Below are 22,448 nucleotides of genomic sequence, written 5' to 3'. Positions count from 1 at the left end.
GTCGTGCGTCGCAGGCCGGAGCCCACCGCGGGGCCGGGGGCCCGCCGTAGGATCAGGCGCCGTCGCAGCCGACGATCTCGTAGAGCGCCGCCTCACCGCTGCGCTCGACCAGCGCCAGGTTCAGGTCGACGGCCGGGTCCACGGCGTTGACCCCGGTGTAGGCGAGGGCGGCCGGGTTGTCCGGGATGATGAACTGGGTCCCGAAGTCCAGGACGTAGCGGACGTCGAGCTCGTCCGCGGCCTCGCACGCGGGGCTGCCGGGGGCGGCCGTGTCGATGCCCGTCACGACCTCCCGCACCTGCGGATCCGGCGTCCCCACGTGGTACTGGGTCACGGGCCGCTCGGCGACCGCGAACGCCAGGGAACCGCCGTTCCACGGGTTGACGGCGATGACGTCCTCAGGGTCCGTGAGCTCGTCGAGGCCCTCCAGGAACTCGTACTCCTCCTGCGTCAGCACGCTCTCGGGGCCCTCCCACGCGTAGTACTGCTTGCCCCACCTCGTGGCCTGGGTGAGGGACTCGACCTGGGAGTACGGCACCGCGAGCGCCAGCACCACGACCGCCGCGACGGGATAGGCGGCGCGCCCGGCCCGGGGCCGGCCGGCGAACGAGGTGAGGGCGGCGGCGCCGGTGGCCAGTCCGTCCACCACGTGCACGGCGCCGAGGGCGGCGAGGGGGATGGCGGTCAGCGGCAGGGTGGCCGCCAGGCGGTAGGAGTCCACGTACCATCCGCCGGTCAGCCACTCCCGCCAGGGGCCCTCCTCGCCGCCGGCGGAGACCGCGTACAGGAGCACGAGCGACAGGTGACCCAGCACGAGCCAGCGCAGCCGGCGGCGGCTGATCGCGGCGTAGACCCCGGCGGCGGTCAGGACCACGAGCACCCAGGGGACGTCGTCGCGGCCGTTGGACGTGAACATGACGGCCTCGCCCACACCCCGGCCGAAGGACGTGAAGGGATCCCAGGCGCGGTCCGTGGTCAGGACGTTCCACAGGAGCAGCCACGCCGTGACCACGACCGCCGCCACGGCCACCATCCCGAGGGCGGGACCGCGGTGCCGGGCGCCCGCGGCGGCCCGCAGGCCGAGCCACCACGCCGTGGCCGCCAGGGGGACCGCGACCACGAGCAGGGCCAGGAACGCGTTGGGCTGGGAGACGAACAGCGCGCCGAGGGTGACCACCAGGCTGGCGGCCAGCCGGACCCTGCCAGCCGCGTCCGGGGTGCGGGCCGTCCGGTCCGCGGTCACGCCGGGGCCGAGCAGCCGCACGAGCAGGCCGAGGGACACGGGGGCGAGCGCCAGGGCGAGGATGTTCGGGAACAGCGGGCCCCAAGCCATCAGGCCGAGCGGGAAGACGCTGAACCCGGCGGCGGCCGTGCCGGCGACCACGGCCGCCACGGGGGAGGGGCCGACGAGGCAGCGGACCAGGAAGATGCACGAGGCGGGCCAGACGAGCCCCGCCACCGCGAGCAGCGTCAGGTTGTGGGCGACGAGCACGCTGTCGCCGGTCAGGGGCACCGCGAGGGACGCCAGCTGGTGCCACGCCGCGGGGTAGAGGGCGATGGTGCTCTCCGGGTTCACCATCCGGTTCAGCGTCAGGGTGGAGCCGTTGCCGGTCTCCACGACGTAGCGGATGGCGTTGAGGTGGAAGATGTTGTCCCAGCGCTGGGCCATCGCCTCCGGGTGGCCGATCACGGACGCCATCCGGCGCACCAGCAGCACCGCCCCGATCGCCAGCCCGGCGGCCGCGCCCGCCGGGAACAGCCAGCGGCGCCCCTCGCAGAAGCGCGCCTCCGGGTCTGCCGGGTCCGCCCCGGCGGCGTGCGAGCCGGGCACGTGGCCGCCCCGGGGGAGCAGCCGGCCGACCAGCCACGCCAGCGCCGCCAGCACCACGGCGGCGGCCACCTGGGCGAGCGCGCCGTAGGGGATGCCCGCCAGGTCCAGGACCACGCCCGTGAGCCCGACGACGGCGACGCTGAAGACCGGTGCCGTCAGCAGGATCCGCCCCCCGCGCTGACCGAAGGCCCACAGCAGGGCCAGCCCGGGCAGCCACAGGAACGCCAGCAGGACCAGGAACGCCGGCAGATAGGGTCCCCAGTCCGTCAGCACGTCGGTCCTGCGGGGCTCAGTCTGGCAGCGGGCACGGTCTCGTCCTCACGGTGGGGGGAAGGGGTCCGCTCGATCATATCGGCCGACCAGGGCGCGACCGGCGACCTGACGGGCGGGCCCGGCGCGCTGTGCGAGAATGTCCGGGTGAGTCGTTCGTGGATCGTCATGCCCGTGTACAACGAGGCGGCCGTCGTGGGAGAGGTGCTGAAGGAGCTCCGGAAGACCTTCCCGCACGTCGTCTGCGTCGACGACGGATCCTCCGACGACTCGGCCCGGATCTGCGCCGAGGCCGGCGCCGTCGTCGTCCAGCACCCCATCAACCTGGGGCAGGGCGCGGCGCTGCAGACCGGCTTCGAGTACGCCCTGCAGGACCCCGGGATGGACTGCGTGGTGACCTTCGACTCCGACGGCCAGCACCGCGTGGTGGACGCGTGGGACATGGTCGAGCGGATCCGCTCGGGCGAGGCCGAGGTCGTGCTCGGCTCCCGCTTCCTCGACCGGCGCACCCGGATCTCCCCGCTCAAGCGGATCGTGCTGCGCACCGCCGCGTTCTTCTCGAAGCTGTCCACCGGCATGGACCTCTCCGACGCCCACAACGGGCTGCGCGCTCTCGACCGGGGCACCCTGTCCCGGATCCGGCTGACCCAGAACCGGATGGCGCACGCCTCGGAGATCGTCAACCAGCTCGCCGACATCCGGCCCCGCTGGGTCGAGCACCCGGTCGAGATCATCTACACGGACTACTCGAAGTCCAAGGGGCAGTCGCTGCTCAACGGCGTGAACATCCTCGCCGAGCTGTTCGTCAAGTAGTCCGCACCCAGTACGCACCGTCGAAGGGAAGAGCCGTCCGATGATCTACGCCGTCCAGATCCTGCTGGTCCTGGCCGTGGGCTACGGCGCGCTCGCCCTGATCCGCGGCGGGGCCAACGCCAAGCACCAGGCGATCCGCCGCGTGGTGGGCCTGGCCTTCTTCGTCTTCGCGGCGCTGTCCATCTTCTTCCCCGACCTGCTCACGGGCGTCGCCCACGTCTTCGGGATCGGGCGCGGCACGGACCTCGTCCTGTACGGCTTCGTGGTGATCTTCATGATCACCCAGGCCACCTCCGCGCTGCGCAACCGCCAGCAGGAGGTCAACGTGACCCGGCTGGCACGGCACATCGCCGTCGCCGAGGCGGAGCGGCCCTGGGCGCCGACCCCGGAGCACGCCGAGCGGCCCTCGGTGCGGCACTTCGCGGAGACCTCCCCGGCGGCTCGCCCCGCGGCCTGACCGTCCCGGCGCGGGTCAGGCCTCCCGGACCACCCGGGACAGCAGGTCCGGCCGGTCCGTCATGACGCCGTCCACGCCCCACTCGAGCAGGCGGCGCATGTCGTCCTCCCGGTCGATCGTCCACACGTCGACCCGCAGATCTGCCTGCTGGGCTGCCCGCAGCAGCCCAGGCGTGAGCACGCGCAGCCCCAGGAGGGTGTCGGGCGGCTGCAGGCCCTGGAACGGGAACGTGTAGTGGCGGTGCCGGCCCAGCAGGCACAGCAGCCGGAAGGCCGCGAACTCCGTGAGGGCGGCCGCCGTGGGGACCGCCCCGCCCGAGACCTGGCGGAACCGCCGGATCGAGGCCGTGCGGTTCGTCGCGACGAGCGTGCGCTCCTGGGCGCCCGCCGCCCGGATGGCCCGCCAGACGATCTCCTCGGCGCCGGGACGGTTGCCCTTGAGCTCGATCGCCACGCGGTGGTCGGGGAACGCCTCGTAGACCTCCGCGAGCGTGGGGACGTGCACCCCGCGCCCCCGCCACGGGAAGGTCCCGCCGTCGCGGGTGAACGTGTGCCCGGCGTCCAGGCGCTGGAGCTCCGCGGTGGACATCAGCGCGACGGCTCCGGTCCCGTCCGTCGTGCGGTCCACCGTGAGGTCGTGCATCAGCACGGCCGTGCCGTCGGCGGAGGCCTGCACGTCGAGCTCCAGCACGACGTCCCCGAGGGCCTCGGCCGCCCGGAACGCCTCGAGGGTGTTCTCCGGGGCGACCTCGGCGCCGCCCCGGTGCGCGAAGGTGGCCGGCCAGTCCCGGGGCACGGAGGCCCTCGGACCCGGTGACGGGGTCACCAGGTGCCGGCCGAGAGCCGCGCCGACCGCGCTCGTGAGCAGGTTGCCGGTGAAGGGGAGGGCCGCGCGGAGCAGCGCCCGGGCCCGGGCGGTGACGTCGGGGCGGGGGTCGTCCTGCTCGGTGGTCACGGGAGTCACGGGAGTCCTAGCGATCGGCGGCGGCGAGCGTGCCCCGGGCGGTGCCGTGCCGCGGCCGCCCAGCGGGGAGCGTGTTCGCCCGCCCACACTACGGCACGACGCGCACGCCGGCGGGGCGGAGCGGCGTCACTCCGGGACGGATTTCATGCGCGGGCATCCTGTGACAGTTCATGTGTTTCCGGACGGGAACAACGTCGCAGGTCAGCCACGGCTGTCCACAGGAGGCCGGAACGGGGTTGTGGGGACGACTGCGGATCGGCCTATGTTCCTGTGCATGCGCTCCGGGGGGAGCGCGACCGGCACGGGTCCCGCGCCGGGCGACGCACAGGGGGACGGATGACGGCACTGCTCTCCGAGGACGCCCTCGGGCTGGTCGAGGCCGAGGTGCGGGAGCTGATCCGGCGCCGGGGCCTGGACCCGGTGCTGGAGCTTGAGCGGACCCGCGAGCTGGTGGACGCCGCGGTGCGCGACTACGACCAGCGCTCGGCGCGCGGGGTGCTGCCGGCCCTGGCGGACCTGGACGCCGCCCGCCGGGTGCTGCTGGACCTGGTCGCCGGGTTCGGCCCGCTGCAGCCGCTGCTCGACGACCCGCGGATCGAGGAGATCTGGATCAACGGCCCCGCGGAGGTCTACGCCGCCCGCAGCGGGGAGTCCGAGCTGACGAGCCTCGTGCTGACCGAGGCGCAGATCCGCAACCTGGTGGAGCGCATGCTCAAGTCCTCGGGCCGCCGCCTGGACCTGTCCTCCCCGTTCGTGGACGCGGCGCTGCCGGACGGGTCCCGGCTGCACGTGGTGATCCCCGACGTGACGCGCCGGCACTGGGCCGTGAACATCCGCAAGTTCGTGGCCCGGGCACGGCGGCTGGACGACCTCGTGGAGCTGGGCTCCCTGCCACCGCGCGCGGCACGCTTCCTGGACGCGGCCGTGGCCAGCGGGCTCAACATCCTCGTCTCGGGCGCTACCCAGGCCGGCAACCCGACCAGTTGTAAACCAACTGGCATGTAATCGCTGGCTGATAGGTTTGCATGTATGGAACCCACAGCCGCAATATCGGTCATAGAAGGCGACTTGCGTCATCTTCTCGATGCCGTCCTTAGTGAAAAGCATGGGCAGCAATGGATGAATATCGTCTTCACCCCTGAAGAGGTGCAAGCTCTGGAGCAACGCCATGTGGAAGAGGCGAAACGCAGGGCTCCTGCGAAGGTTCCCAGCTCGCTCATCTCTTACACGCACTTTTACCAACTACGAAAAGTAATAGAGAAAAATTGGCAAGATTTTTCTCCCGCATTGGGGGAAAAGAAAGAATTTACTGTCCTGGCCGATAAGGTGGAGGATTTTCGAAATGCTCCTGCGCACAGTCGTGAGCTCTTGCACCATGAGCGCGCACTCCTGGAAGGGATTGCGGGGACGATCCGGACGTCTGTAACCACGCATCTGTCCAGTCGGTCCCCAGACGCTATGTACTACCCGGTTATCGAATGGGTGCGTGATTCTTTCGGCCATGAGCCCGAAATGCGTCCCGACAAAGATCCTATCTGCGAAACCGACCTCCGGTTGAAAGTAGGGGATTCGATAACATTCGATGCCCGGGGTTGGGACCCTCAGGGTCGGGAGCTCAAGTGGCGCGTTCGTACCTTCCCAAGCGAGAATAGTCGCGTCACGAAGACCCCGATCGCCATCGGCACGGATGTTAGCTTTGAAGTGGCTATTACTTCAGGCATGGTCGGCGAGCGCGTGTACGTCGAAATCAGTATGGATAGTGACAGCAGTTATCACAGGCACACTCACTATGATCACCAGGTTTCTTTCAAGTATGCGGTCAATCCACCCGGCATCTAAGTGCTAGGTCGTTAGTGCGGGCTGGGCGGGTGCGTAGCACCTGCCCAGCCCTTGACTTGAACTAGCAACGTAACTCGTGGGGGTCCTGGCGGGGCTGGAAAGTGGCCGGGGTGCCCCGTGGGCAAGGGACGCAGCGCCCGGAGCCCGCCCCGCGGGCGAGGACGAACGGTCCCGCGGCAGCCTCCCAGGTGACCGTGGGCAACCTCCCAGCCGCGGCTCGGCTGGGAGGTGCCGCGGGCACCGGAGTCCGTGGTATCACTTAAGCAATGTCGCGTAGGGGAGAAGCCGGTCCCAGAACCCTGACAGAGAAAATATGCAGGTGACCTCTTCTGGGCGAGGTCGAGCGGTGCCGGTAGGCCAGCATCCAAAAGAACGCTCACGGCAATACAGAAGGGCCCATCCGGAGCGAGACCGGGTGCTGAGGTCTGTCTTCTGTAGCTTGTTCTCACGGTCCACGGACTTCAGCGGTTCCTTGTCGGTTTCCTCTTCCCGGAGTCCCTGTGTCTGTCGAATCCCCCCGCCCCTCGTCCGTTTTCGCGCCTCCTCGAGCTGGCTGGCTGCTGTCCCGGTACCCCGATGCTGGGGAGGGCGGCGGCTGCTTCGTTGGTTCCCACCAGCCTGACCGCTCCTACGTCGCCCCCGGTAATGCCCGTGACCCGGAACGTGCCGCCAAGTCGGCTGCCCAACGTGCTCGGGCCAAGCTCCGCCGGTACTGCGCCGCCAACCGGCTCAACCGCCTGGGGACACTGACCTACGGTGACCCACGTTGTTCCAACCCGAACGAGCTGCGCCAGCACGTCGGCCTGTTCTTCCGTGAGCTGCGCGAGGCGCTCGGCGGGCGTCCGCTGCCGTACATCTGGGTGCCCGAGCTGCATAAGGACGGGGTGCACTTCCATGTGCACTTCGCCGTGGGCCAGTACGTTCCGCAACGTCTGATTAAGACCACCTGGGGGCGCGGCTTCGTCGGCATCAAGCGCCTGGGCGGCGGGCCGATCGGCTCCGGGTCGCTGGGTGAGGCCCGGATCGCGGCTCGGTATTTGTCCAAGTACGTGGGCAAGACCTTCGATGATCCAGCCGTCCGGGTACCGGGCATGCACCGCTACGAGGTGGCCCAGGGGTACCAGCCCAGGAAGCTGCAGCTCTACGGCACCACGTCCGAGGCGGTCATCGAGCAAGCATCAGCTGTCTTCGGTGTCGCGCCGGCGGTGCGATGGAACTCCGAGGACGTCGAGGTCTGGGTCGGTCCGCCGGCCATCTGGGCGCAGTGGGACGACCAGCGGTGAGCGGGATTGATCGGGTTGAGCTTGCCGAGTGGGTCCGGGCGACGTGCGAGGCCCAGGGAGTCCCGGAGAAAGTCACGGATCCGGAGGCGCTGCGCCGCATTGGCGACCTGCTGGGGACGGTGGCAGGGAGGTAGCGCGCGCACGGCGCCCCGGCGCCGAGCACGCAACCGCCCCGCCCCGGCCCCTACAGCCGCCAGTCGGGCAGGACTCGGTCTTTGTCTATGCCGTGCCGCCCCGGTTTCGTGGCGGGCAGGATCGTGAGCTTGTGCAGCACGGCCTTGATGATCGCCACCTGCTGGGACAGGTTCAGGGTGTGCCACTTGGCTTCCAACTCTTGGCCGTGGCCGATGTACTCGGCGGCATCCGCCGGATGCGTGAGCCGGGAGAACGCCCGCCGGTTGTCCTCCAACCGGGCCTCGACGCGACTCTGCATGGTCTTCATCTGGGCGCGGGTGATCTCTCCGTCAGCCCACATCTCCGCCAGCTCCACGAGCTTTGCGGCGTCGGCCTCGATAGCTTCCTCCAGGGCACGTGCTTCATCGGGGTTGGTGGTGTCCATAGCGAGTTTCTGGTGCATCTCGGAGGAGTCCAGGCGCACAAGCACGGCTGCGGCCACCCATTCCTCCAGCCGCTCGGCGTAGATGAAGACGCTCCCGCAGCCGCGTGAGTCCGGGCCTTTGAGGCAGCCATACCGGCGGTACTGCCCGCGTGGGTGGGAGTGCATCCGGTTGCCGCACTTGCCGCACTCCAGCATCCCGCTCAGCGGATAGCGGCGGGCACTGCGGTTGGTCCGTCGGGCCGGGTCCAGTAGCTTCCGCCGCAACCGCTCGCCCTCGTCCTCGGTGATGATCGGCTCCCACACCGCTTTGCCGATCACCTGTCCTTGGTGCACGCGCATGCCCCACATGCGCGGATTCGTCAGCACCGTGCGGAGTGTGTTGGTCCGCCACTCCTTGCCCTGGGTCGTCGTGATGCCCTCGTTCTGCAGCCAGCTCGCCAGGGAAGTTAGAGTCTCCCCGGCCAAGGCCCGGCGGGCCAGTTGGCGGATTACGGGGGCCTCGGCCGGGTGGTGGGTCACGCGGTCGTCGAGGAATCCGAACGGGCGCGGCCCGCCCATCATGGGCCTGCCAGCCTCGGCAATTTCCAGGGCCTTCCGTGCACCCCGGCGGCGCTTGGCGTCGGACTCGTTCGCGGCGACTGCGGCCAGCAAACGGGCCATGAGTAGCCCGTCCCCGTTGACCAAGTCCACGTCCCCGGACAGCGTCACCACATCACGGACCCCAGCGCGGGCGCAGACCTCCACGAACCCCTCCAGCTCCACCGGGCGGCGGTGCAGCCGGTCCATGTGCCAGACGATCACTCCGTCCCGGCGGCCCTCCCCGATGTCCCGCAGCATCCGCTCGTACTCCGGACGTTTCTTGCCCGAATACGCGCTGATGTCGTCGTCCACGTACTCCTGTGCCACGATCCAACCGCGCCGCTCGGCCTCGGCCCGACAGTCCTGGAGCTGACGCTTTACCCCTAGCTCTTCGCCGGTCCGGTCCTGGGAGATGCGGGCGTAGATCGCCACCGCGCTGCGCTTCTTGGTCATGGGGATGGATTAGCGCTAGGTCGGCAAGACGACGCTGCTCAACTGTCTGTGCGCCTCGATCGGGCCACGGGAGCGGGTGGTGACGGTGGAGGAGATCTTCGAGCTGCAGGTCCCGCTGCGCGACGTCGTGGGGATGCAGTGCCGTCAGCCCAACCTCGAGGGCACGGGCGAGATCCCCCTGCGACGGCTCGTCAAGGAGGCGCTGAGGATGCGCCCGGACCGGCTCGTGGTCGGGGAGGTCCGGGAGGCGGAGAGCCTGGACATGCTCATCGCACTGAACAGCGGATTGCCGGGGATGTGCAGCCTGCACGCCAACTCCGCCCGGGACGCCGTGACCAAGATCTGCACCCTGCCGCTGCTGGCGGGGGAGAACATCAGCTCCGGTTTCGTGGTGCCCACGGTGGCCTCGTGCTTCGACCTCGTGGTGCACTGCCACCGCGACCGGCACGGCGGCCGCCGGGTGAGCGAGATCCTCGCGATCGGCAACCGGGTGGAGAACGGCGTGATCGAGACGTACCCGGTCTTCGCCGAGGCGGGAGGCGCCCTGCTGGCGGTGGCGGCCGAGGCGCCGGCGGCATGGAAGTTCGAGCGCGCCGGGCACCGGGTGAGCGACCTGCTGGCGGACGACGGCCCGGGCGGAGCAGTGCGGTGAGCGCGGCGCTGGGCGTGCTGCTGGGAGCGGGCGTGTTCCTGCTCTGGTGGTCCTGCTGGGCCGAGGAGGCGCCGCGCCCGGTCGGCACGCGCAGGCCCGGCCGGCTGCGCGAGCTGCTGCTGCGCGCGGATCTGTCCCGGGTCGGCCCGGCGGGACTGCTGGCCGCCTGCGCCGCGACAGGGACACTGAGCGGACTGCTCGTCGCAGCGGTCACCGGCGCGTCCGTCCTCGGCCTGTGCGCCGGCGTCCTGGGCGGCTGGGTTCCCCTGGCCGTGGTCCAGCACCGGGCACGGCGCCGGGCGGCCGCTCTGCGCGCGGTGTGGCCCGACGTCGTCGACCACCTGCGCTCGGCGATCCGGGCCGGGATGTCCCTGCCCGAGGCGCTCATCCAGCTGCAGTACCGCGGGCCCGAGCCGGTGCGACCAGCCTTCGCCCGGTTCGCCGCCGACTACCGCGCCTCCGGGCAGCTGCAGGGCGCGCTCACCCTGCTCAAGGACCGGCTGGCCGACCCCGTGGCCGACAACATCGTCGAGGCCCTGCGGGTGACCCGCGAGGTCGGCGGCACCGACCTCGGCCGGCTGCTCGGGACGCTCTCGGAGTTCCTGCGGGAGAACGCCCGCACTCGCGGGGAGCTGGAGGCCCGTCAGTCCTGGACGGTCAACGCCGCCCGCCTCGCGGTGGCAGCACCGTGGATCGTCCTGGCGCTGATGGCCACCCAGCCCGCCGCGATCCGCGCCTACGACACCCCGGCCGGCGCCCTCGTGCTGATCGGCGGGCTGCTCGTCTCCGCGACCGCCTACCGCCTCATGCTGCGGATCGGGGCCCTGCCCGAGCCCGAGCGGGTGCTGCGGTGAGTGCTTCCCCCGCCCTGCTGGTGCTCCTCGCCCTGGTGCACGCCGCCGGGCTGTGGCTGGTGCTCACCGGTGCCCGCGTCACCGGCGGGCCGTCCTTCGCGACCCGGATCTCTCCTCAGCTGCGCTCGGTGGAGGTCCAGTCGGCGCTGCTCGCCCGCCCCGGGCACCGCTCGGCCCGGCCCCCCGGGCGGGCGGCGGTGGGACTGGATCCGCTCGTGCGCGGGCTGGCCCACCGCGTGTTCCGGCACGCCGCCCCCTCGGCCGCCCTGGAGAGACGGCTCGTCCGGGCGGGGGTCACCACCACGGCGGCGGACTTCCGCGCCGAGCAGCTCCTGTTCGCGACAGGGGGTCTCCTGCTCGGCGTCCTGCTCGGCACGGCCGCCGCGGCCCGCTGGGGAACGGGCCCCGGCGGGGTGCTGCTGGCCGTGGGCGCGGCCACGGCCGCCGGGCACCTGCTGCGCGGGCACCTGCTGGGCCGGCGGATCCGGGTTCGCGAGGCCCGGATGCTGGCCGAGTTCCCCGCCGTGGCCGAGCTGATGGCGCTGTCGGTCGGCGCGGGGGAGAGCGCGGTGGGTTCGCTCGAGCGGGTGTGCCGGGTCGCCGAGGGGGAGCTCACCGCCGAGTTCCGTGCGGTGCTCGCGCAGACCCGGTCCGGCGCCGGACTCGTGCACGCGCTCCAGGACTTCTCCGCCCGCACCCCGGTGGCCCCGATCGGGCGGTTCGTGGACGGCATCGTCGTGGCCATCGAACGCGGCACGCCCCTGGCGGACGTGCTGCGGGCCCAGGCCCAGGACGTGCGGGACAACGACAAGCGCGAGCTGATGGAGGCCGCCGGGCGCAAGGAGATCGCCATGATGGTCCCCCTCGTGTTCTTCGTGCTGCCGCTGACGGTCGTGTTCGCCGTGTACCCCGGGCTCGCCGTGCTCGAGCTCGGCTTCTGACCTCTCACCCGGGCGGCCGGAGACCGGCCGCCCTCCAGGAAAGGACGAACCCATGACACACCTCCACCGGCTCGCCGCCCTGCTCGGCGTGTTCGCCCCGGCACTGTCCGCGCTGCGCGACCGGCTCTCCGCCGGTGACCCCGACCGCGGCGACGTCCCCGGCTGGGTGATGCTGACCCTGATGTCCGCGGTGCTCGTGGCCGGCCTGCTGCTGGTGGCGCAGCCGGCCCTGGAGGGGCTCTTCCAGGACGCGATGGCCCGCGTGAGCCAGAACTGAGGATGCGCGGCAACCGCGCCCGGCCGGAGGCCGGGCCCCCGGAGACGGACCGGGGCAGTGCGGTGGTCGAGTACGTGATGGTGGCCGGCCTCGTGGCGATGATCTTCGCGGCCACGCTGCAACTCGCCCTGGCCCTGCACGTGCGGAACACGCTGATCGACGCCGCCGCGGCCGGCGCCCGGTACGGCACCCTGGCCGACCGCTCGCCCGAGGACGGGGTCGAGCGGACCCGCCGGATCGTCTCCGGCGCCCTGGGACCCCGGTACGCCCAGGACGTCGTCGCGACCCCCGTGACGGTGGGCGAGCTGCGGACCCTCGAGATCACGGTGGTGTCGCCGCTGCCGGTCGTGGCGCTGTTCGGCCCGCCCGACTCCCTGGAGGTGCGCGGCCATGCCGTCCTCGGCGACTGAGGCGCCCGCAGCGATCGACGGGCGTGCGGACGGTGACGAGGGCAGCGCCGTCGTGGAGTTCGTCGCGCTGGGCACGCTGCTGCTCGTTCCGGTGGTCTACTTCGTGCTCGCGGTGGCCCAGGTCCAGTCCGGGGCCTTCGCGGTCGTGGCCGCCGCGCAGCAGACCTCCCAGGTGCTGGCCCGCGCCGAGCCCGGGACGCTCTCGGACGCCGGGCTGGGCGCCGCGGCGCAGCTGGCGGCGTCGGACCAGGGTTTCGCCCCCGACCGGCTGGCGATCCGGCTCGAGTGCTCCGACGGCGCCTGCGCGGCGCCCGGTGCGGTGGCCACGGTGCACGCCACCCTGGAGCTCCCGCTGCCGCTGGTGCCCGGGTTCACCGACCTGGACGTCGCCGTGCTGACGTCCTCGGCGACGGTCGTGATCGGGCGCTACGGATGAGCGGGCGGACCGCCCGCCCGGACCCGCACCGGGACGGGGACAGGGACCGGGCCGAGTCCGGGGCCCAGGACCGGGACGACGGCCAGGTCACGATCCTGGTCATCGGCTTCGCGGTCGTGCTGCTCCTGTTGACCGTCGTGGTCATGGGCGTCACCGCGGTCTACGTGGGGGAGCGCAAGCTGCAGGTGCTGGCCGACAACGCCGCGCTCGCCGCGGCCGACACGTTCGTGGCGCTGGACCCGGGGGAGACCGGCGCCCCGCCCGCCACGGTCCTGGACGACGACGCCGTGGCGGGGGCCGCGGCCGCCTACCTCGACACGGTCCGGGCCTGGTCGGGCACCCCGGGACTGGCGCTGGCCGGACCCACCGGGAGCCCGGACGGGCGGACCGCGGAGGTGACCCTGTCCGCCGTCGTGCACCCGCCGGTGGTCAACCTCCTGGTGCCCGACGGCATCCCGATCACCGCCACGAGCGAGGCCCGCGCCCAGTTGGGGCGATGACGTCACCGCCCCGGTGCCGGCGACCCGCTCGTGAGCACTCCGGGGGCAGTGCCGCGGGCACGGCGCCCGCCCTGGCGTCCGGGCCGGGTCCGGGCGGCGCGACGGGGACCATAACCATTGGGGCGCTGTTCGGCGCGATCTCATTGACCGGTCGCCACCGGCGGCGCACGCTGGTGCCGGTGGATGTTCCTCCGGACCGGTCCTCAGGCATCGGTCCTTGTGGGGGAGGAGGTGTCGCGACGACGTCCGGTGCGGCCGCACGGCCGGCACCGCAGTGAGCGGGATGCGCACGAGGGAAGCAACCGGTGCGCGCGGTCCCGTCCGATACCACATCGAGGTCCCGACATGAGTACTGTTCGCGCGCGAGGGCGGCGGAGCGCGCCTGTGCAGGGCGTGCTGACGCTGCTGTTCGCGCTGACGCTGGGCATCGCCGGGCTGCCGTCGTCGGCCGCCCTGGAAGAGCCCGGGGACGTCCTCCGGACTGCGGCCCGCCCGGTCTCCTACGACGACACGGTCACGAAGGACAGACCCGCTGCGTACTGGGCCATGCGCAGTCCCGGTGCCGGCACGGAGAAGGACCTCGCGGGCAGGCTCCACGGCAGCTACCACGGCAAGCCCCAGCGGACGACCCTGCCGAACGGGGACACGGCCGCGGACTTCGACGGCACCGGCCAGTACCTCCAGGTCCCCGACGCCGCCGCCCTCAGCGCAGCCACTCGGGGCGTGCTCACCATCGAGGCGTGGATGCGCCCCGACACGCTCGACTTCCGGTCCCAGGAGGGATCGGGGTACGTGCACTGGATGGGCAAGGGCGCGCCGAGGAACCACGAGTACGTGGCGCGGATGTACTCGAAGAGCAACTCCGAGAACCGGCCCAACCGCATCTCCGGCTACGCGTTCAACCCGTCCGGAGGAGAGGGGCCGGGGTCCTACTTCCAGGTACCGGTGCGCAAGGGGGAGTGGATCCACTACGTGCTCGTCATCAACGCCAAGGACAAGGGCGGGTCGTACCCGAACGGCTACACGAAGATCTACCGGAACGGGAAGCGCATGGACCAGGACGACCTGAAGCACGACGGCACGGTCGTCGTGCCCCGGCGCGGCAGTGCGCCGTTCCGCGTGGGCACCCGGGACCTGAGGTCGTTCTTCGACGGGGCCGTCGGCAAGGTGGCGGTCTACACCAAGGAGCTGCCCGCGGAGCGGATCGAGGAGCACTACCGGGTGATGACCAGGAGATGACGACCGGGGCTCTCCCGGGTCGGGCGGCGGACGGCGTTCCGGGGACCCCTGGACGTGACCGGGCCGCCTCCCCGGTTTCTCAGCCGGCGAGAACGTCCCTGGCGCCCACCACCGTGGCGTTCCTACGCTGGCGGGCACCCGGGAGAGCATCCCGGACGGCAGGGGGAACGACCTGCCGGCCCCGTCGTCGAAGGAGAAGACCATGGACGCTCCCGTCCGCTCCGTCATCAGCCCAGGGCGCTACGTCCAGGGACCGGGCGCCATCGCACGCCTGGGGGAGTACCTCGCCGCCGTCGGGCGGACACCCCTCGTCGTGGCCGACGACGTCGTCTGGGGGTTCGTGGGCCACGACGTGGAGACGTCCCTGACCCGGGCCGGCATGGCGACCACGCGCGAGACCTTCCACGGCATCCCCTCGGCCGGGGAGATCGACCGGCTCACCGCGGTCATCCGCGACGTGGGTGCCGACGTGGCCGTGGCCGTGGGCGGCGGCAGCACCATCGACGCGGTCAAGGCCTCCGGGTTCCTCGCCGGGATCCGGTGGGTCACCGTCCCCACCGTCGCCTCCACCGACGCGCCGACCTCGGCGCTGGCGGTCGTCTACACCGACGAGGGCGTCTTCGAGGAGTACCGCTTCTTCCCCCGCAACCCCGACCTCGTCCTCGTCGACTCCCAGCTGGTGGCCAACGCGCCGGCGACGTTCCTGGCGGCGGGCGTCGGCGACGCCCTGGCCACCTGGCTCGAGGCCCGGGCCACCGCCGCCTCGGGGTCGCTGACCATGGCCGGGGGGACGGCCACCCTCACGGGCACCGCCCTGGCCCGGCTGAGCTGGGACGTGCTGTGGGACAACGCCCTCGTCGCGATGGACGCCGCCCGGGACCACGTCGTGACCCCGGCGCTGGAGAAGGTCATCGAGGCGAACACCCTGCTGTCCGGGCTCGGCTTCGAGTCGGGAGGACTGGCGGCGGCCCACGCCGTCCACAACGGGCTGACCGCGGCACCGCAGACCCACGGCCTGGCCCACGGGCAGAAGGTCAACATCGGCTCGATCACCCAACTCGTGCTGGAGGGCGCGCCGACCTCGGAGCTCGTGGACTTCATCGAGTTCACCACCCGGGTCGGCCTGCCGACCACCCTCACGGAGATCGGGCTGCGCCCGGAGGACACCGAGGAGATCCGGGCCGTGGCACGGGCCGCCACCGTGGAGAGCGAGACCATCCACAGCATGCCCTTCGCCGTGCGGGCGGAGGACGTCGCCGCGGCACTGACCTCGATCGAGCGACTGGGCCGGCGGGTGCGTTCCCGCGCCGGGCTGCCCGAACCGCAGCCCTACCGCCACGCCCACTAGCACCCGGCCCACTAGCACCCCGCCCGGCGAGGATCCCTCCGCGGTGGGCTCAAAAACCGCTGGGCAGGACCGCCCGGCGGTCGAACTCCTCCGTGGTGCGCACCTCGCCGTCCTCGTCGATGAGCGTCACGCCCTTCGCGGAGCCGCGGCGGCTGCCGCCGGAGATGTCGGCGCCGGCGTCGGCCACGACGTTGTCGAGGGTCACCCCGGCGCCCACCCGCACGCCGTCCAGCAGCACCGAGCCGCGCACCGTGGCGCCCTCCTCGACGACGACGCCGGGGCCGAGCACCGAGTGCTCCACGGCGCCGCGCACGACCGCGCCCGCCGCGACCATCGACCCGCGCAGCTCGGCGCTGCCCGCGATCCGGGCGGGCACCCGCTGCGGCTGGGCCGAGAGGATCGGCCAGCCGGGGTCGTCCAGGGTGACGCCCTCGCCGTCGAGCATCTGCATGTGGGCGGTCCAGTAGGACTGCAGGGTGCCCAGGTCCATCCAGTACCCGTCCAGGCGGTGCTCCACCACCGTCCGGTGCGCCACGAACCACGGGACCAGGTCGTTGCCGTAGTCCTCCAACCGGCCCTCCTGCTCGTGCAGGACGTCCAGGGCCTCCAGCAGCCGGCCGGCGTCGTAGAGGAACATCTCGCCGGCGACCAGCCGCCCCCGGGGCTCGTCGGGCTTGTAGTCGAAGCCGGTGACGCGGCCGTCGTCGTCGGTCTGCACCACGCCGTAGCGGGAGGGGTCCTCGTCGACCAGGGTGGTGACGACGGTCAGGTCGGCGCCCCGCGCGAGGTGCGTGTCGATCACGTCGAGGAAGTTCAGCGTGTAGAGGTGGTCGGCGCTGAGCACGAGGACGAGGTCCGGGGCGAAGTCGCGGATCAGGTCCTTCTGCCGGTAGAGCGAGTCCGCGTTGCCCTCGGCGAAGCCCTCGCCCTCGGCCCCCTGGTACGGGGGCAGCACCTGGAGACCGCCGTGGGTGCGGTCGAGGTCCCAGGGGCGCCCGTTGGCCAGGTGCTGGTTGAGGCTGTGCGGGAGGAACTGCTCGACGACCCACACGTCCGAGATGTGGGAGTGCGCGAGGTTGGACAGGGCGACGTCGATGAGCCGGTAGGTGCCCGCCACGGGCAGGGCGGGCTTGACCTTCTTCTCGGTCAGGGCGCCGAGCCGGGAGCCCTTCCCGCCGGCGAGGACCAGGGCCAGCGTGCGGGGGATGCGCATCGTGCTTCCTTCCTGTCGGCACCATCCTGCCAGAGGGGGACCGGGCGGGGCCCGGGTGATTTGCCCCCATGGGATAATCTTGGCTTCCATGGCCTCCCTTGACTTCCCGGCAGAGATCTCCGCCCTCCGTTCCACGTTCGCGTCCATCGAGGCCGTGAGCGACGTCGACGCCATCAAGCGGGACATCGCCGAGCTCTCGCAGCAGGCGACGGCCCCGGACCTGTGGGACGACCAGGCCGCGGCGCAGAAGATCACCTCCAAGCTCTCTCACAAGCAGTCCGACCTCGAGCGGCTCGAGAAGCTGGGCGGTCGCATCGACGACATCGAGGTCATGGTGCAGCTGGCCGCCGAGGAGGACGACGCCGAGACCCTGGAGCTCGCCGTGGAGGAGCTCGCCGCGGTCAAGAAGGCGCTCTCCCGGCTGGAGGTCCAGACCCTGCTCTCGGGCGAGTACGACGAGCGCGAGGCCGTGGTGACCATCCGCGCCGGCGCCGGCGGCGTGGACGCCGCCGACTTCGCCGAGATGCTCATGCGCATGTACCTGCGCTGGGCCGAGCGCCACGGCTACCCGACCACCGTCCTCGACACCTCCTACGCGGAGGAGGCGGGCCTGAAGTCCGCGACCTTCGAGGTCAAGGCGCCCTACGCCTTCGGCACCCTGTCCGTGGAGGCCGGCACCCACCGGCTCGTGCGCATCTCCCCGTTCGACAACCAGGGTCGGCGCCAGACCTCGTTCGCGGCCGTGGAGGTCATCCCGCTCATCGAGCAGGACGACTCCGTCGAGATCCCCGAGGCCGAGATCAAGGTGGACGTCTTCCGCTCCTCGGGCCCCGGCGGCCAGTCCGTGAACACCACGGACTCCGCGGTGCGGATGACCCACATCCCCACGGGCATCGTCGTGTCCATGCAGAACGAGAAGTCCCAGCTCCAGAACCGCGCCGCCGCGCTGCGCGTGCTCCAGTCGCGGCTGCTCCTGCAGCGGCAGGAGGAGGAGAGCGCCAAGAAGAAGGAGCTGGCCGGTGACGTCAAGGCGTCCTGGGGCGACCAGATGCGCTCCTACGTCCTGAACCCGTACCAGATGGTCAAGGACCTGCGGACCAACCACGAGGAGGGCAACCCCTCGGCGATCTTCGACGGCGCGATCGACGGCTTCGTCGACGCCGGGATCCGCTGGCGCGCCGACCAGCGCCACGCCCCCGCCGACGCCTGAGCTCCCGCGGGATCCCCGCCCGGGCCCCGGCCGGTCCTGCGACCGGCCGGGGCTCCGTGCTCAGCGGCGCAGGAAGCGCGCCACCGTCCGTCCCGGCAGGGTGCGGGATTCCGGCCCGGCCGGGCTCTCCCCGGGGGCCGCGGCCGCCGGGTACAGCTCCTCCGCCTCCCGCAGTTTGGCGCGGTGCAGCCGTGCGGCCGTGGCCGGGAAGGAGGGCGACCGGTCCGGCGCGGCCGGTTCCGTGCTGCCGGTCGGCGTGACGGACCACCCCGTTCCGGCCTCGAGCAGGGACTGGTGCTTGACGCGGTAGTAGTCGGGGCTGACCTCCAGCGCGGTGCCCTCCGCGCCGCATGCGGCGGCGAGCAGGTGGAAGTGGAACCGCGAGGTGAGCCACGTCTGGCCCGGACGGGCCGGGAAGCCCTCCTGCCAGAGCCGGGTGAAGGGCACGAAGTTCTCCTCGGGGACGAGGTCGGCGAGCCGGTCGAAGGCCGTGCGGTCGGCGCCCGGGATCGCCTCGAGGTACCGCACGGTCCGGCCGGCCAGCGCCGGGCCGGTCAGCGCGGCCCGCACGGCGGCGACGGCGTCGTCGAGGACCCCCGGCTCGGACATGTCGCTCTGCAGGCACACCCACACGTCGCCGTCGTCCGCCCCCTCGGCCGGTGCGCCGGTGAAGCCCGCGAGGCCGGGCAGGCCGAGGAAGGCGTCGTCGGGGGCGCGGTCGGCCCGGGAGAGCTGGGCGCTGGGCGCGTCGCGGACCGTGGCGTGGTCGAAGGCGCCGAGCGCGGCGCGCAGGCCCTCGGCGTCCGCGGCGGGGGCCAGGCCCAGGCCGGTGGCGACGAGCTTCGCGCCCGAGACCTCGCGCAGCCGCAGCGCCGCGCGCAGCAGGCGCGCGTGGTGGGGCCAGATGGAGTTCAGGTACCCGCCCCCGAGGAAGTGCACCGAGCCGGCCCGGCGGGCGCCGAGCAGGCCGAGGTCGTAGCGCGGGGACCCCAGGTGCGTCACCACCCGGTCCACGTGGGCGTCGGCCGCGACCGGGTCCATCGCCGTCGTCTCGAACGCGAGCCGCCACAGGGTGTCGGTGGTCCGCAGCCCCGGGTGCAGTCCGTCGAAGAGGTGGGACGCCAGCCCCGGGCTGGGGCAGTCGAGCCAGACCTCGGCGCCGGGCCGGGCGCGGGCGAGGAAGCGCAGCCACGAGGCGACGATGAACTCGTCGCCGAAGTTCGGGTGGCCGCTCGTGCCGACGAGGTACAGGACGTCCGCGGCGGGCGGGCGCTCGGTGGGGGCTGGGTCCAGCATCCGCCCAGCTTACCGGGTGCCGGAGCGGTGACCTGGGGCGACGCTCCTGCGCGGGGACCCGCCGGGTCCGGCCGCCGGCCGTCGGTCCCGCGCGACCGCCGTGGCGTAGGATGGAGGACCTGCCGCGTGCCCCGGTGCGCGGCGGATCCCCGTCCGCACCGTCACCCGGGAGGAGGCCCATGGCCAAGAAGGACACCGGCCGCCAGGTCATCGCCAACAACAAGAAGGCCCGGCACGACTACCACATCCTCGACACCTACGAGGCCGGTCTCGCGCTCATGGGCACCGAGGTGAAGTCCCTGCGGATGGGGCGCGCCTCGCTCGTGGACGGGTTCTGCCAGTTCACCGACGGCGAGCTGTGGCTCGAGGGCGTCCACATCCCCGAGTACCTGCAGGGCTCGTGGACCAACCACTCCGCCCGCCGCCGCCGGAAGCTGCTCCTGCACCGCAGTGAGATGGACAAGATCCAGCAGAAGACCCGGGAGTCCGGATTCACGATCGTGCCGGTCTCCCTCTACTTCGTGGACGGGAAGAAGGTCAAGGTGGAGATCGCCGTGGCCAAGGGCAAGCGGGAGTACGACAAGCGCCAGACCCTGCGGGAGCAGCAGGACAACCGCGAGGCCCAGCGGGCCATGCGCCACAAGAACCTGGGCTGAGCAACCCGATCCAGTGCTTGCGGACGCTCGTACCGCGCGGTAGACTGATGTATCCTGCTCCGGCAGGATGTTTGACAAACGAATACGGGGATGATCGGTTTCGACGATGTGAGTTGAGACAGGGGAAGCGGGTCGAGGACGCAGGGTTATCTCGTAAACGCTCTCTGTAAACCAATAGTTGCCGAATCCAAGAGCAACGCCACCAACGCTGACTTCGCGCTCGCCGCGTAACCAGCTACAAAGGTGACTGTCAGCCCGAGTTCGCCTTCGCCTCGGGGCCTGGCATCATTTAGAAGGCCACTGCTCCAGCCGTTCGTCGCGGGCGTCTGGAGAACACTTTCGCGACTGAGTCCGTCGGCCACGTGTCTGCACGAGGGCCGGGACTGAGAAAACGCAACGCAGACTGCACCCGGAGAAGCCCTGACAATGCTGCATCGGACGGGGGTTCAATTCCCCCCATCTCCACGAGATCCCTGACCGGGGAGCGCCGCGAGGCGCTCCCCGGTTTTTTCGTGCCCGGTTTTTCCGTACCCGGGTTCCTCCGTGCCCGGGTTCATCCGCGCGCCGGACACCGCGCGGGCGCTCTCCACCCACCCGCACGCCGGGCCGCCGCCCGGGCCGTGCCCGGCGGGGGAGAGGGACGTCCCGGCGGGCCGTGTGACAAGCTGGTGCCGTACCGCAGACGACCGAAAGGGCATCGCCATGAGCCACAACGACAACACGCCAGACCAGAGCGGCACCGGTGCCGGCGGGTCGTCGAGCTCCGGCCGCCGGGACGTCCCCGAGTACGGCCAGCGCGTCGAGGGAGCGCCCTCGGGCCCGTCCTACGAGCCGCCGCGCTCCGGCCAGGGCGCCGCGGGGGACCAGTACTCCGCGCCGCAGTACGGCCAGGGGCAGCAGGGCTACCAGAGCCAGTACGGCCAGGGCCAGGACTCCTACGGCCAGGGCCAGTACGGCCAGGACCAGTACGGCGGTCAGGGCTACCAGGGACAGGGTCAGTGCAACCAGGGGCAGTACGGCCAGGACGCCTACAACCAGGGCCAGTACGGCGGTCAGGGCTACCAGGGGCAGCAGGGCTACCAGGGGCAGTACGACATGAACCAGTACGGCGCGAGCCCGCGGCCGGCCGGCACGGGTCTGGGCATCGCCTCCCTGGTGCTGGGCATCGTGGCGCTGCTGACGTGCTGGTTCGTGCTCGGCATCGTCCCGGGCCTCGTGGGCCTGGTGCTGGGCATCGTGGCGCTGCGCAAGCTGGGCAGGACGCCGGGCGCGTCCAAGGCCCTGCCGATCATCGGCATCGTGCTGAGCGTCCTGGCGATCCTGGCGAGCATCCTCTTCCTCGTGCTCTTCGGGGCGCTGTTCGGCGAGTTCGGGCCGGCCATGGAGGCCTGCTCGCAGTTCTCCAATGACCAGGCCGCGTTCCAGCAGTGCCTCGAGCGGGAGATGGGCCTCACCGGCCAGGACCTCTGACCCCTGCCGGCGACGGACGACGACCGACGACGACGGGGGCCCGCACCGACCGGTGCGGGCCCCCGTCGTCGTGCCGGCGGTTCAGGAACCGGTGGCCAGCATCCCCAGCACCTCGTCGTGGAGCAGCCCGTTGGTGGCCAGCGCGTTGCCGCCGAACGGGCCGGGCTCGCCCTCGAGGGACGTGAACCGGCCGCCGGCCTCCTCGACCACGGGCACGAGCGCGGCCATGTCGTGCAGGCTGAGCTCGGGCTCGCAGGCGATGTCCACCGCGCCCTCGGCGAGGAGGCAGTAGGACCAGAAGTCGCCGTAGGCCCGGGTCCGCCAGACCTCGTCGGTGAGCTCCAGGAAGCGGTCGCGCACACCGCGGTCCCGCCACCCGGTGAGCGAGGAGTAGGACAGCGAGGCGTCGGACAGCCGCCCGACCTGCGAGACGTGGATGCGCTGGGCGTTGGCCAGGGACTTGCCGGTGAACGCGCCCCCACCGGCCGCCGCCCACCAGCGGCGGCCGAGCGCCGGCGCGGAGACCACACCGACCACCGGCCGGCCCTCGTCGACGAGGGCGATCAGGGTGGCCCACACCGGCACGCCGCGCACGAAGTTCTTGGTGCCGTCGATGGGGTCCACGACCCACTGCCGGGCGCCGCTGCCGGTGGCGCCGTACTCCTCGCCGATCACGGCGTCCCGGTTGCGCGCGCGCCCCAGCTGGGTGCGGATGAGCTGCTCGGCCTCGCGGTCGGCGTCCGTCACGGGGGTGAGGTCGGGCTTGGTCTCCACCGCGAGGTCCTGGGCCTTGAACCGGCGCATGGTCAGGCGGTCCACGGCGTCGGCCAGGATGTGGGCGAGGCGGAGGTCGTCGGTGTAGTTGCTGGGGCTGCGCATTGGACCAACCTACCCCGAAG

Annotated in this window: 21 protein-coding genes, 1 other RNA gene and 2 pseudogenes; 18 read left to right on the top strand and 6 right to left on the bottom strand. The window is 71.8% G+C overall.

The annotated features are described in order from the left end of the window. Positions 1 to 52: 52 nt before the first annotated feature. Positions 53 to 2,104, bottom strand: coding sequence for a DUF6541 family protein (locus ACYVM4_RS03705; protein WP_460667710.1), 2,052 nt, complete (start codon positions 2,102 to 2,104; stop codon positions 53 to 55). Between the two features lie 144 nt (positions 2,105 to 2,248). Between ACYVM4_RS03705 and ACYVM4_RS03700 the strand changes: the two genes are divergently transcribed. Continuing rightward, positions 2,249 to 2,914 carry a glycosyltransferase family 2 protein gene (locus ACYVM4_RS03700; RefSeq protein WP_368820243.1) on the top strand — a complete coding sequence of 222 codons (666 nt, stop codon included), beginning with the start codon at positions 2,249 to 2,251 and terminating at the stop codon, positions 2,912 to 2,914. Positions 2,915 to 2,954: 40 nt separating this feature from the next. Then, positions 2,955 to 3,371 (top strand): DUF2304 domain-containing protein, encoded by a 417-nt coding sequence (locus tag ACYVM4_RS03695; protein WP_368820242.1) that lies wholly within the window; start codon positions 2,955 to 2,957, stop codon positions 3,369 to 3,371. Between the two features lie 15 nt (positions 3,372 to 3,386). On the opposite strand, the gene ACYVM4_RS03690 is transcribed toward ACYVM4_RS03695, so the two are convergent. After that, the gene (locus ACYVM4_RS03690) at positions 3,387 to 4,334 is read right to left on the bottom strand and encodes a glycerophosphodiester phosphodiesterase (protein ID WP_368820241.1); all 948 of its coding nucleotides are present in this window, start codon (positions 4,332 to 4,334) and stop codon (positions 3,387 to 3,389) included. A gap of 336 nt (positions 4,335 to 4,670) precedes the next feature. On the opposite strand from ACYVM4_RS03690, the pseudogene ACYVM4_RS03685 reads away from it, so the two are divergent. The 3 genes and pseudogenes from ACYVM4_RS03685 to ACYVM4_RS03675 form a co-directional block, all read left to right on the top strand. Further along, a pseudogene (locus tag ACYVM4_RS03685) lies at positions 4,671 to 5,315 on the top strand (ATPase, T2SS/T4P/T4SS family); the annotation flags it as partial. Between the two features lie 48 nt (positions 5,316 to 5,363). After that, positions 5,364 to 6,173 (top strand): Swt1 family HEPN domain-containing protein, encoded by an 810-nt coding sequence (locus ACYVM4_RS03680; RefSeq protein ID WP_460667709.1) that lies wholly within the window; start codon positions 5,364 to 5,366, stop codon positions 6,171 to 6,173. Between the two features lie 500 nt (positions 6,174 to 6,673). Next, the gene (locus ACYVM4_RS03675) at positions 6,674 to 7,456 is read left to right on the top strand and encodes a rolling circle replication-associated protein (protein WP_460667708.1); all 783 of its coding nucleotides are present in this window, start codon (positions 6,674 to 6,676) and stop codon (positions 7,454 to 7,456) included. 184 nt (positions 7,457 to 7,640) lie between these two features. Here the strand turns inward: ACYVM4_RS03675 and ACYVM4_RS03670 are convergent, their stop codons facing one another. Continuing rightward, positions 7,641 to 9,047 (bottom strand): recombinase family protein, encoded by a 1,407-nt coding sequence (locus ACYVM4_RS03670; RefSeq protein WP_460667707.1) that lies wholly within the window; start codon positions 9,045 to 9,047, stop codon positions 7,641 to 7,643. Positions 9,048 to 9,069: 22 nt separating this feature from the next. On the opposite strand from ACYVM4_RS03670, the pseudogene ACYVM4_RS03665 reads away from it, so the two are divergent. The 9 genes and pseudogenes from ACYVM4_RS03665 to ACYVM4_RS03625 all read left to right on the top strand — a co-directional run. Continuing rightward, positions 9,070 to 9,699 (top strand): annotated as a pseudogene (locus ACYVM4_RS03665) (CpaF family protein); the annotation flags it as partial. After that, the gene (locus ACYVM4_RS03660) at positions 9,696 to 10,553 is read left to right on the top strand and encodes a type II secretion system F family protein (RefSeq protein WP_368820239.1); all 858 of its coding nucleotides are present in this window, start codon (positions 9,696 to 9,698) and stop codon (positions 10,551 to 10,553) included. The pseudogene ACYVM4_RS03665 and the gene ACYVM4_RS03660, both read left to right, overlap by 4 nt. Further along, positions 10,550 to 11,494 carry a type II secretion system F family protein gene (locus tag ACYVM4_RS03655; protein ID WP_387608921.1) on the top strand — a complete coding sequence of 315 codons (945 nt, stop codon included), beginning with the start codon at positions 10,550 to 10,552 and terminating at the stop codon, positions 11,492 to 11,494. Before ACYVM4_RS03660 ends, ACYVM4_RS03655 begins: the two co-directional genes overlap by 4 nt. A 52-nt stretch (positions 11,495 to 11,546) precedes the next feature. Further along, positions 11,547 to 11,771, top strand: coding sequence for a hypothetical protein (locus tag ACYVM4_RS03650; RefSeq protein WP_460667706.1), 225 nt, complete (start codon positions 11,547 to 11,549; stop codon positions 11,769 to 11,771). 2 nt (positions 11,772 to 11,773) lie between these two features. Next, a complete protein-coding gene (locus ACYVM4_RS03645; protein WP_368820231.1) occupies positions 11,774 to 12,181 on the top strand; it encodes a TadE family protein in 408 nt (135 codons plus the stop codon). Further along, a complete protein-coding gene (locus tag ACYVM4_RS03640; RefSeq protein ID WP_368820230.1) occupies positions 12,162 to 12,617 on the top strand; it encodes a hypothetical protein in 456 nt (151 codons plus the stop codon). Before ACYVM4_RS03645 ends, ACYVM4_RS03640 begins: the two co-directional genes overlap by 20 nt. Beyond that, positions 12,614 to 13,117 carry a pilus assembly protein TadG-related protein gene (locus tag ACYVM4_RS03635; protein ID WP_460667705.1) on the top strand — a complete coding sequence of 168 codons (504 nt, stop codon included), beginning with the start codon at positions 12,614 to 12,616 and terminating at the stop codon, positions 13,115 to 13,117. Before ACYVM4_RS03640 ends, ACYVM4_RS03635 begins: the two co-directional genes overlap by 4 nt. 345 nt (positions 13,118 to 13,462) lie before the next feature. Then, positions 13,463 to 14,356 carry a LamG-like jellyroll fold domain-containing protein gene (locus ACYVM4_RS03630; protein ID WP_368820228.1) on the top strand — a complete coding sequence of 298 codons (894 nt, stop codon included), beginning with the start codon at positions 13,463 to 13,465 and terminating at the stop codon, positions 14,354 to 14,356. A 202-nt stretch (positions 14,357 to 14,558) separates the two neighbouring features. Then, positions 14,559 to 15,704, top strand: a complete 1,146-nt coding sequence (locus ACYVM4_RS03625) for a glycerol dehydrogenase (RefSeq protein WP_368820227.1) — start codon at positions 14,559 to 14,561, stop codon at positions 15,702 to 15,704. Between the two features lie 49 nt (positions 15,705 to 15,753). Here the strand turns inward: ACYVM4_RS03625 and ACYVM4_RS03620 are convergent, their stop codons facing one another. Next, positions 15,754 to 16,917 (bottom strand): glucose-1-phosphate adenylyltransferase family protein, encoded by a 1,164-nt coding sequence (locus ACYVM4_RS03620; protein ID WP_368820226.1) that lies wholly within the window; start codon positions 16,915 to 16,917, stop codon positions 15,754 to 15,756. An 88-nt stretch (positions 16,918 to 17,005) separates the two neighbouring features. Between ACYVM4_RS03620 and prfB the strand changes: the two genes are divergently transcribed. Continuing rightward, positions 17,006 to 18,127, top strand: a complete 1,122-nt coding sequence (gene prfB, locus ACYVM4_RS03615) for a peptide chain release factor 2 (RefSeq protein WP_368820225.1) — start codon at positions 17,006 to 17,008, stop codon at positions 18,125 to 18,127. 60 nt (positions 18,128 to 18,187) lie between these two features. On the opposite strand, the gene ACYVM4_RS03610 is transcribed toward prfB, so the two are convergent. Continuing rightward, complete coding sequence (locus ACYVM4_RS03610; protein WP_368820224.1) at positions 18,188 to 19,423, bottom strand: polysaccharide pyruvyl transferase family protein; 1,236 nt, start codon at positions 19,421 to 19,423, stop codon at positions 18,188 to 18,190. 179 nt (positions 19,424 to 19,602) lie between these two features. Here ACYVM4_RS03610 and smpB point away from each other — a divergent pair, with 179 nt between their 5' ends. The 3 genes from smpB to ACYVM4_RS03595 all read left to right on the top strand — a co-directional run bounded on the left by smpB (position 19,603) and on the right by ACYVM4_RS03595 (position 21,549). Further along, positions 19,603 to 20,079: an SsrA-binding protein SmpB gene (gene smpB, locus ACYVM4_RS03605; RefSeq protein WP_368820223.1), complete on the top strand. Its 477-nt coding sequence runs from the start codon at positions 19,603 to 19,605 to the stop codon at positions 20,077 to 20,079. Positions 20,080 to 20,165: 86 nt separating this feature from the next. Then, positions 20,166 to 20,547: a transfer-messenger RNA gene (gene ssrA, locus ACYVM4_RS03600) on the top strand. Positions 20,548 to 20,781: 234 nt separating this feature from the next. Beyond that, positions 20,782 to 21,549 (top strand): DUF4190 domain-containing protein, encoded by a 768-nt coding sequence (locus ACYVM4_RS03595; protein WP_460667704.1) that lies wholly within the window; start codon positions 20,782 to 20,784, stop codon positions 21,547 to 21,549. Positions 21,550 to 21,630: 81 nt separating this feature from the next. On the opposite strand, the gene hisN is transcribed toward ACYVM4_RS03595, so the two are convergent. Then, positions 21,631 to 22,428 carry a histidinol-phosphatase gene (gene hisN, locus ACYVM4_RS03590; RefSeq protein ID WP_368820221.1) on the bottom strand — a complete coding sequence of 266 codons (798 nt, stop codon included), beginning with the start codon at positions 22,426 to 22,428 and terminating at the stop codon, positions 21,631 to 21,633. Positions 22,429 to 22,448 lie beyond the last annotated feature (20 nt).

It is taken from the genome of Kocuria himachalensis, assembly GCF_054784195.1.
Note: the sequence above shows the minus strand (reverse complement) of the source record. Positions and strands in the feature narration are given on the sequence as shown.

Excerpts from the sequence above, each read along its gene's own strand:
- ACYVM4_RS03695 (WP_368820242.1), top strand. The coding sequence starts at position 2,955 with ATGATCTACGCCGTCCAGATCCTGCTGGTCCTGGCCGTGGGCTACGGC.
- ACYVM4_RS03680 (WP_460667709.1), top strand. The coding sequence starts at position 5,364 with ATGGAACCCACAGCCGCAATATCGGTCATAGAAGGCGACTTGCGTCAT.
- ACYVM4_RS03670 (WP_460667707.1), bottom strand. The coding sequence starts at position 9,047 with ATGACCAAGAAGCGCAGCGCGGTGGCGATCTACGCCCGCATCTCCCAG.
- ACYVM4_RS03650 (WP_460667706.1), top strand. The coding sequence starts at position 11,547 with ATGACACACCTCCACCGGCTCGCCGCCCTGCTCGGCGTGTTCGCCCCG.
- ACYVM4_RS03645 (WP_368820231.1), top strand. The coding sequence starts at position 11,774 with ATGCGCGGCAACCGCGCCCGGCCGGAGGCCGGGCCCCCGGAGACGGAC.
- ACYVM4_RS03640 (WP_368820230.1), top strand. The coding sequence starts at position 12,162 with ATGCCGTCCTCGGCGACTGAGGCGCCCGCAGCGATCGACGGGCGTGCG.
- ACYVM4_RS03635 (WP_460667705.1), top strand. The coding sequence starts at position 12,614 with ATGAGCGGGCGGACCGCCCGCCCGGACCCGCACCGGGACGGGGACAGG.
- ACYVM4_RS03630 (WP_368820228.1), top strand. The coding sequence starts at position 13,463 with ATGAGTACTGTTCGCGCGCGAGGGCGGCGGAGCGCGCCTGTGCAGGGC.
- ACYVM4_RS03625 (WP_368820227.1), top strand. The coding sequence starts at position 14,559 with ATGGACGCTCCCGTCCGCTCCGTCATCAGCCCAGGGCGCTACGTCCAG.
- ACYVM4_RS03620 (WP_368820226.1), bottom strand. The coding sequence starts at position 16,917 with ATGCGCATCCCCCGCACGCTGGCCCTGGTCCTCGCCGGCGGGAAGGGC.
- prfB (WP_368820225.1), top strand. The coding sequence starts at position 17,006 with ATGGCCTCCCTTGACTTCCCGGCAGAGATCTCCGCCCTCCGTTCCACG.
- ACYVM4_RS03610 (WP_368820224.1), bottom strand. The coding sequence starts at position 19,423 with ATGCTGGACCCAGCCCCCACCGAGCGCCCGCCCGCCGCGGACGTCCTG.
- smpB (WP_368820223.1), top strand. The coding sequence starts at position 19,603 with ATGGCCAAGAAGGACACCGGCCGCCAGGTCATCGCCAACAACAAGAAG.
- ACYVM4_RS03595 (WP_460667704.1), top strand. The coding sequence starts at position 20,782 with ATGAGCCACAACGACAACACGCCAGACCAGAGCGGCACCGGTGCCGGC.
- hisN (WP_368820221.1), bottom strand. The coding sequence starts at position 22,428 with ATGCGCAGCCCCAGCAACTACACCGACGACCTCCGCCTCGCCCACATC.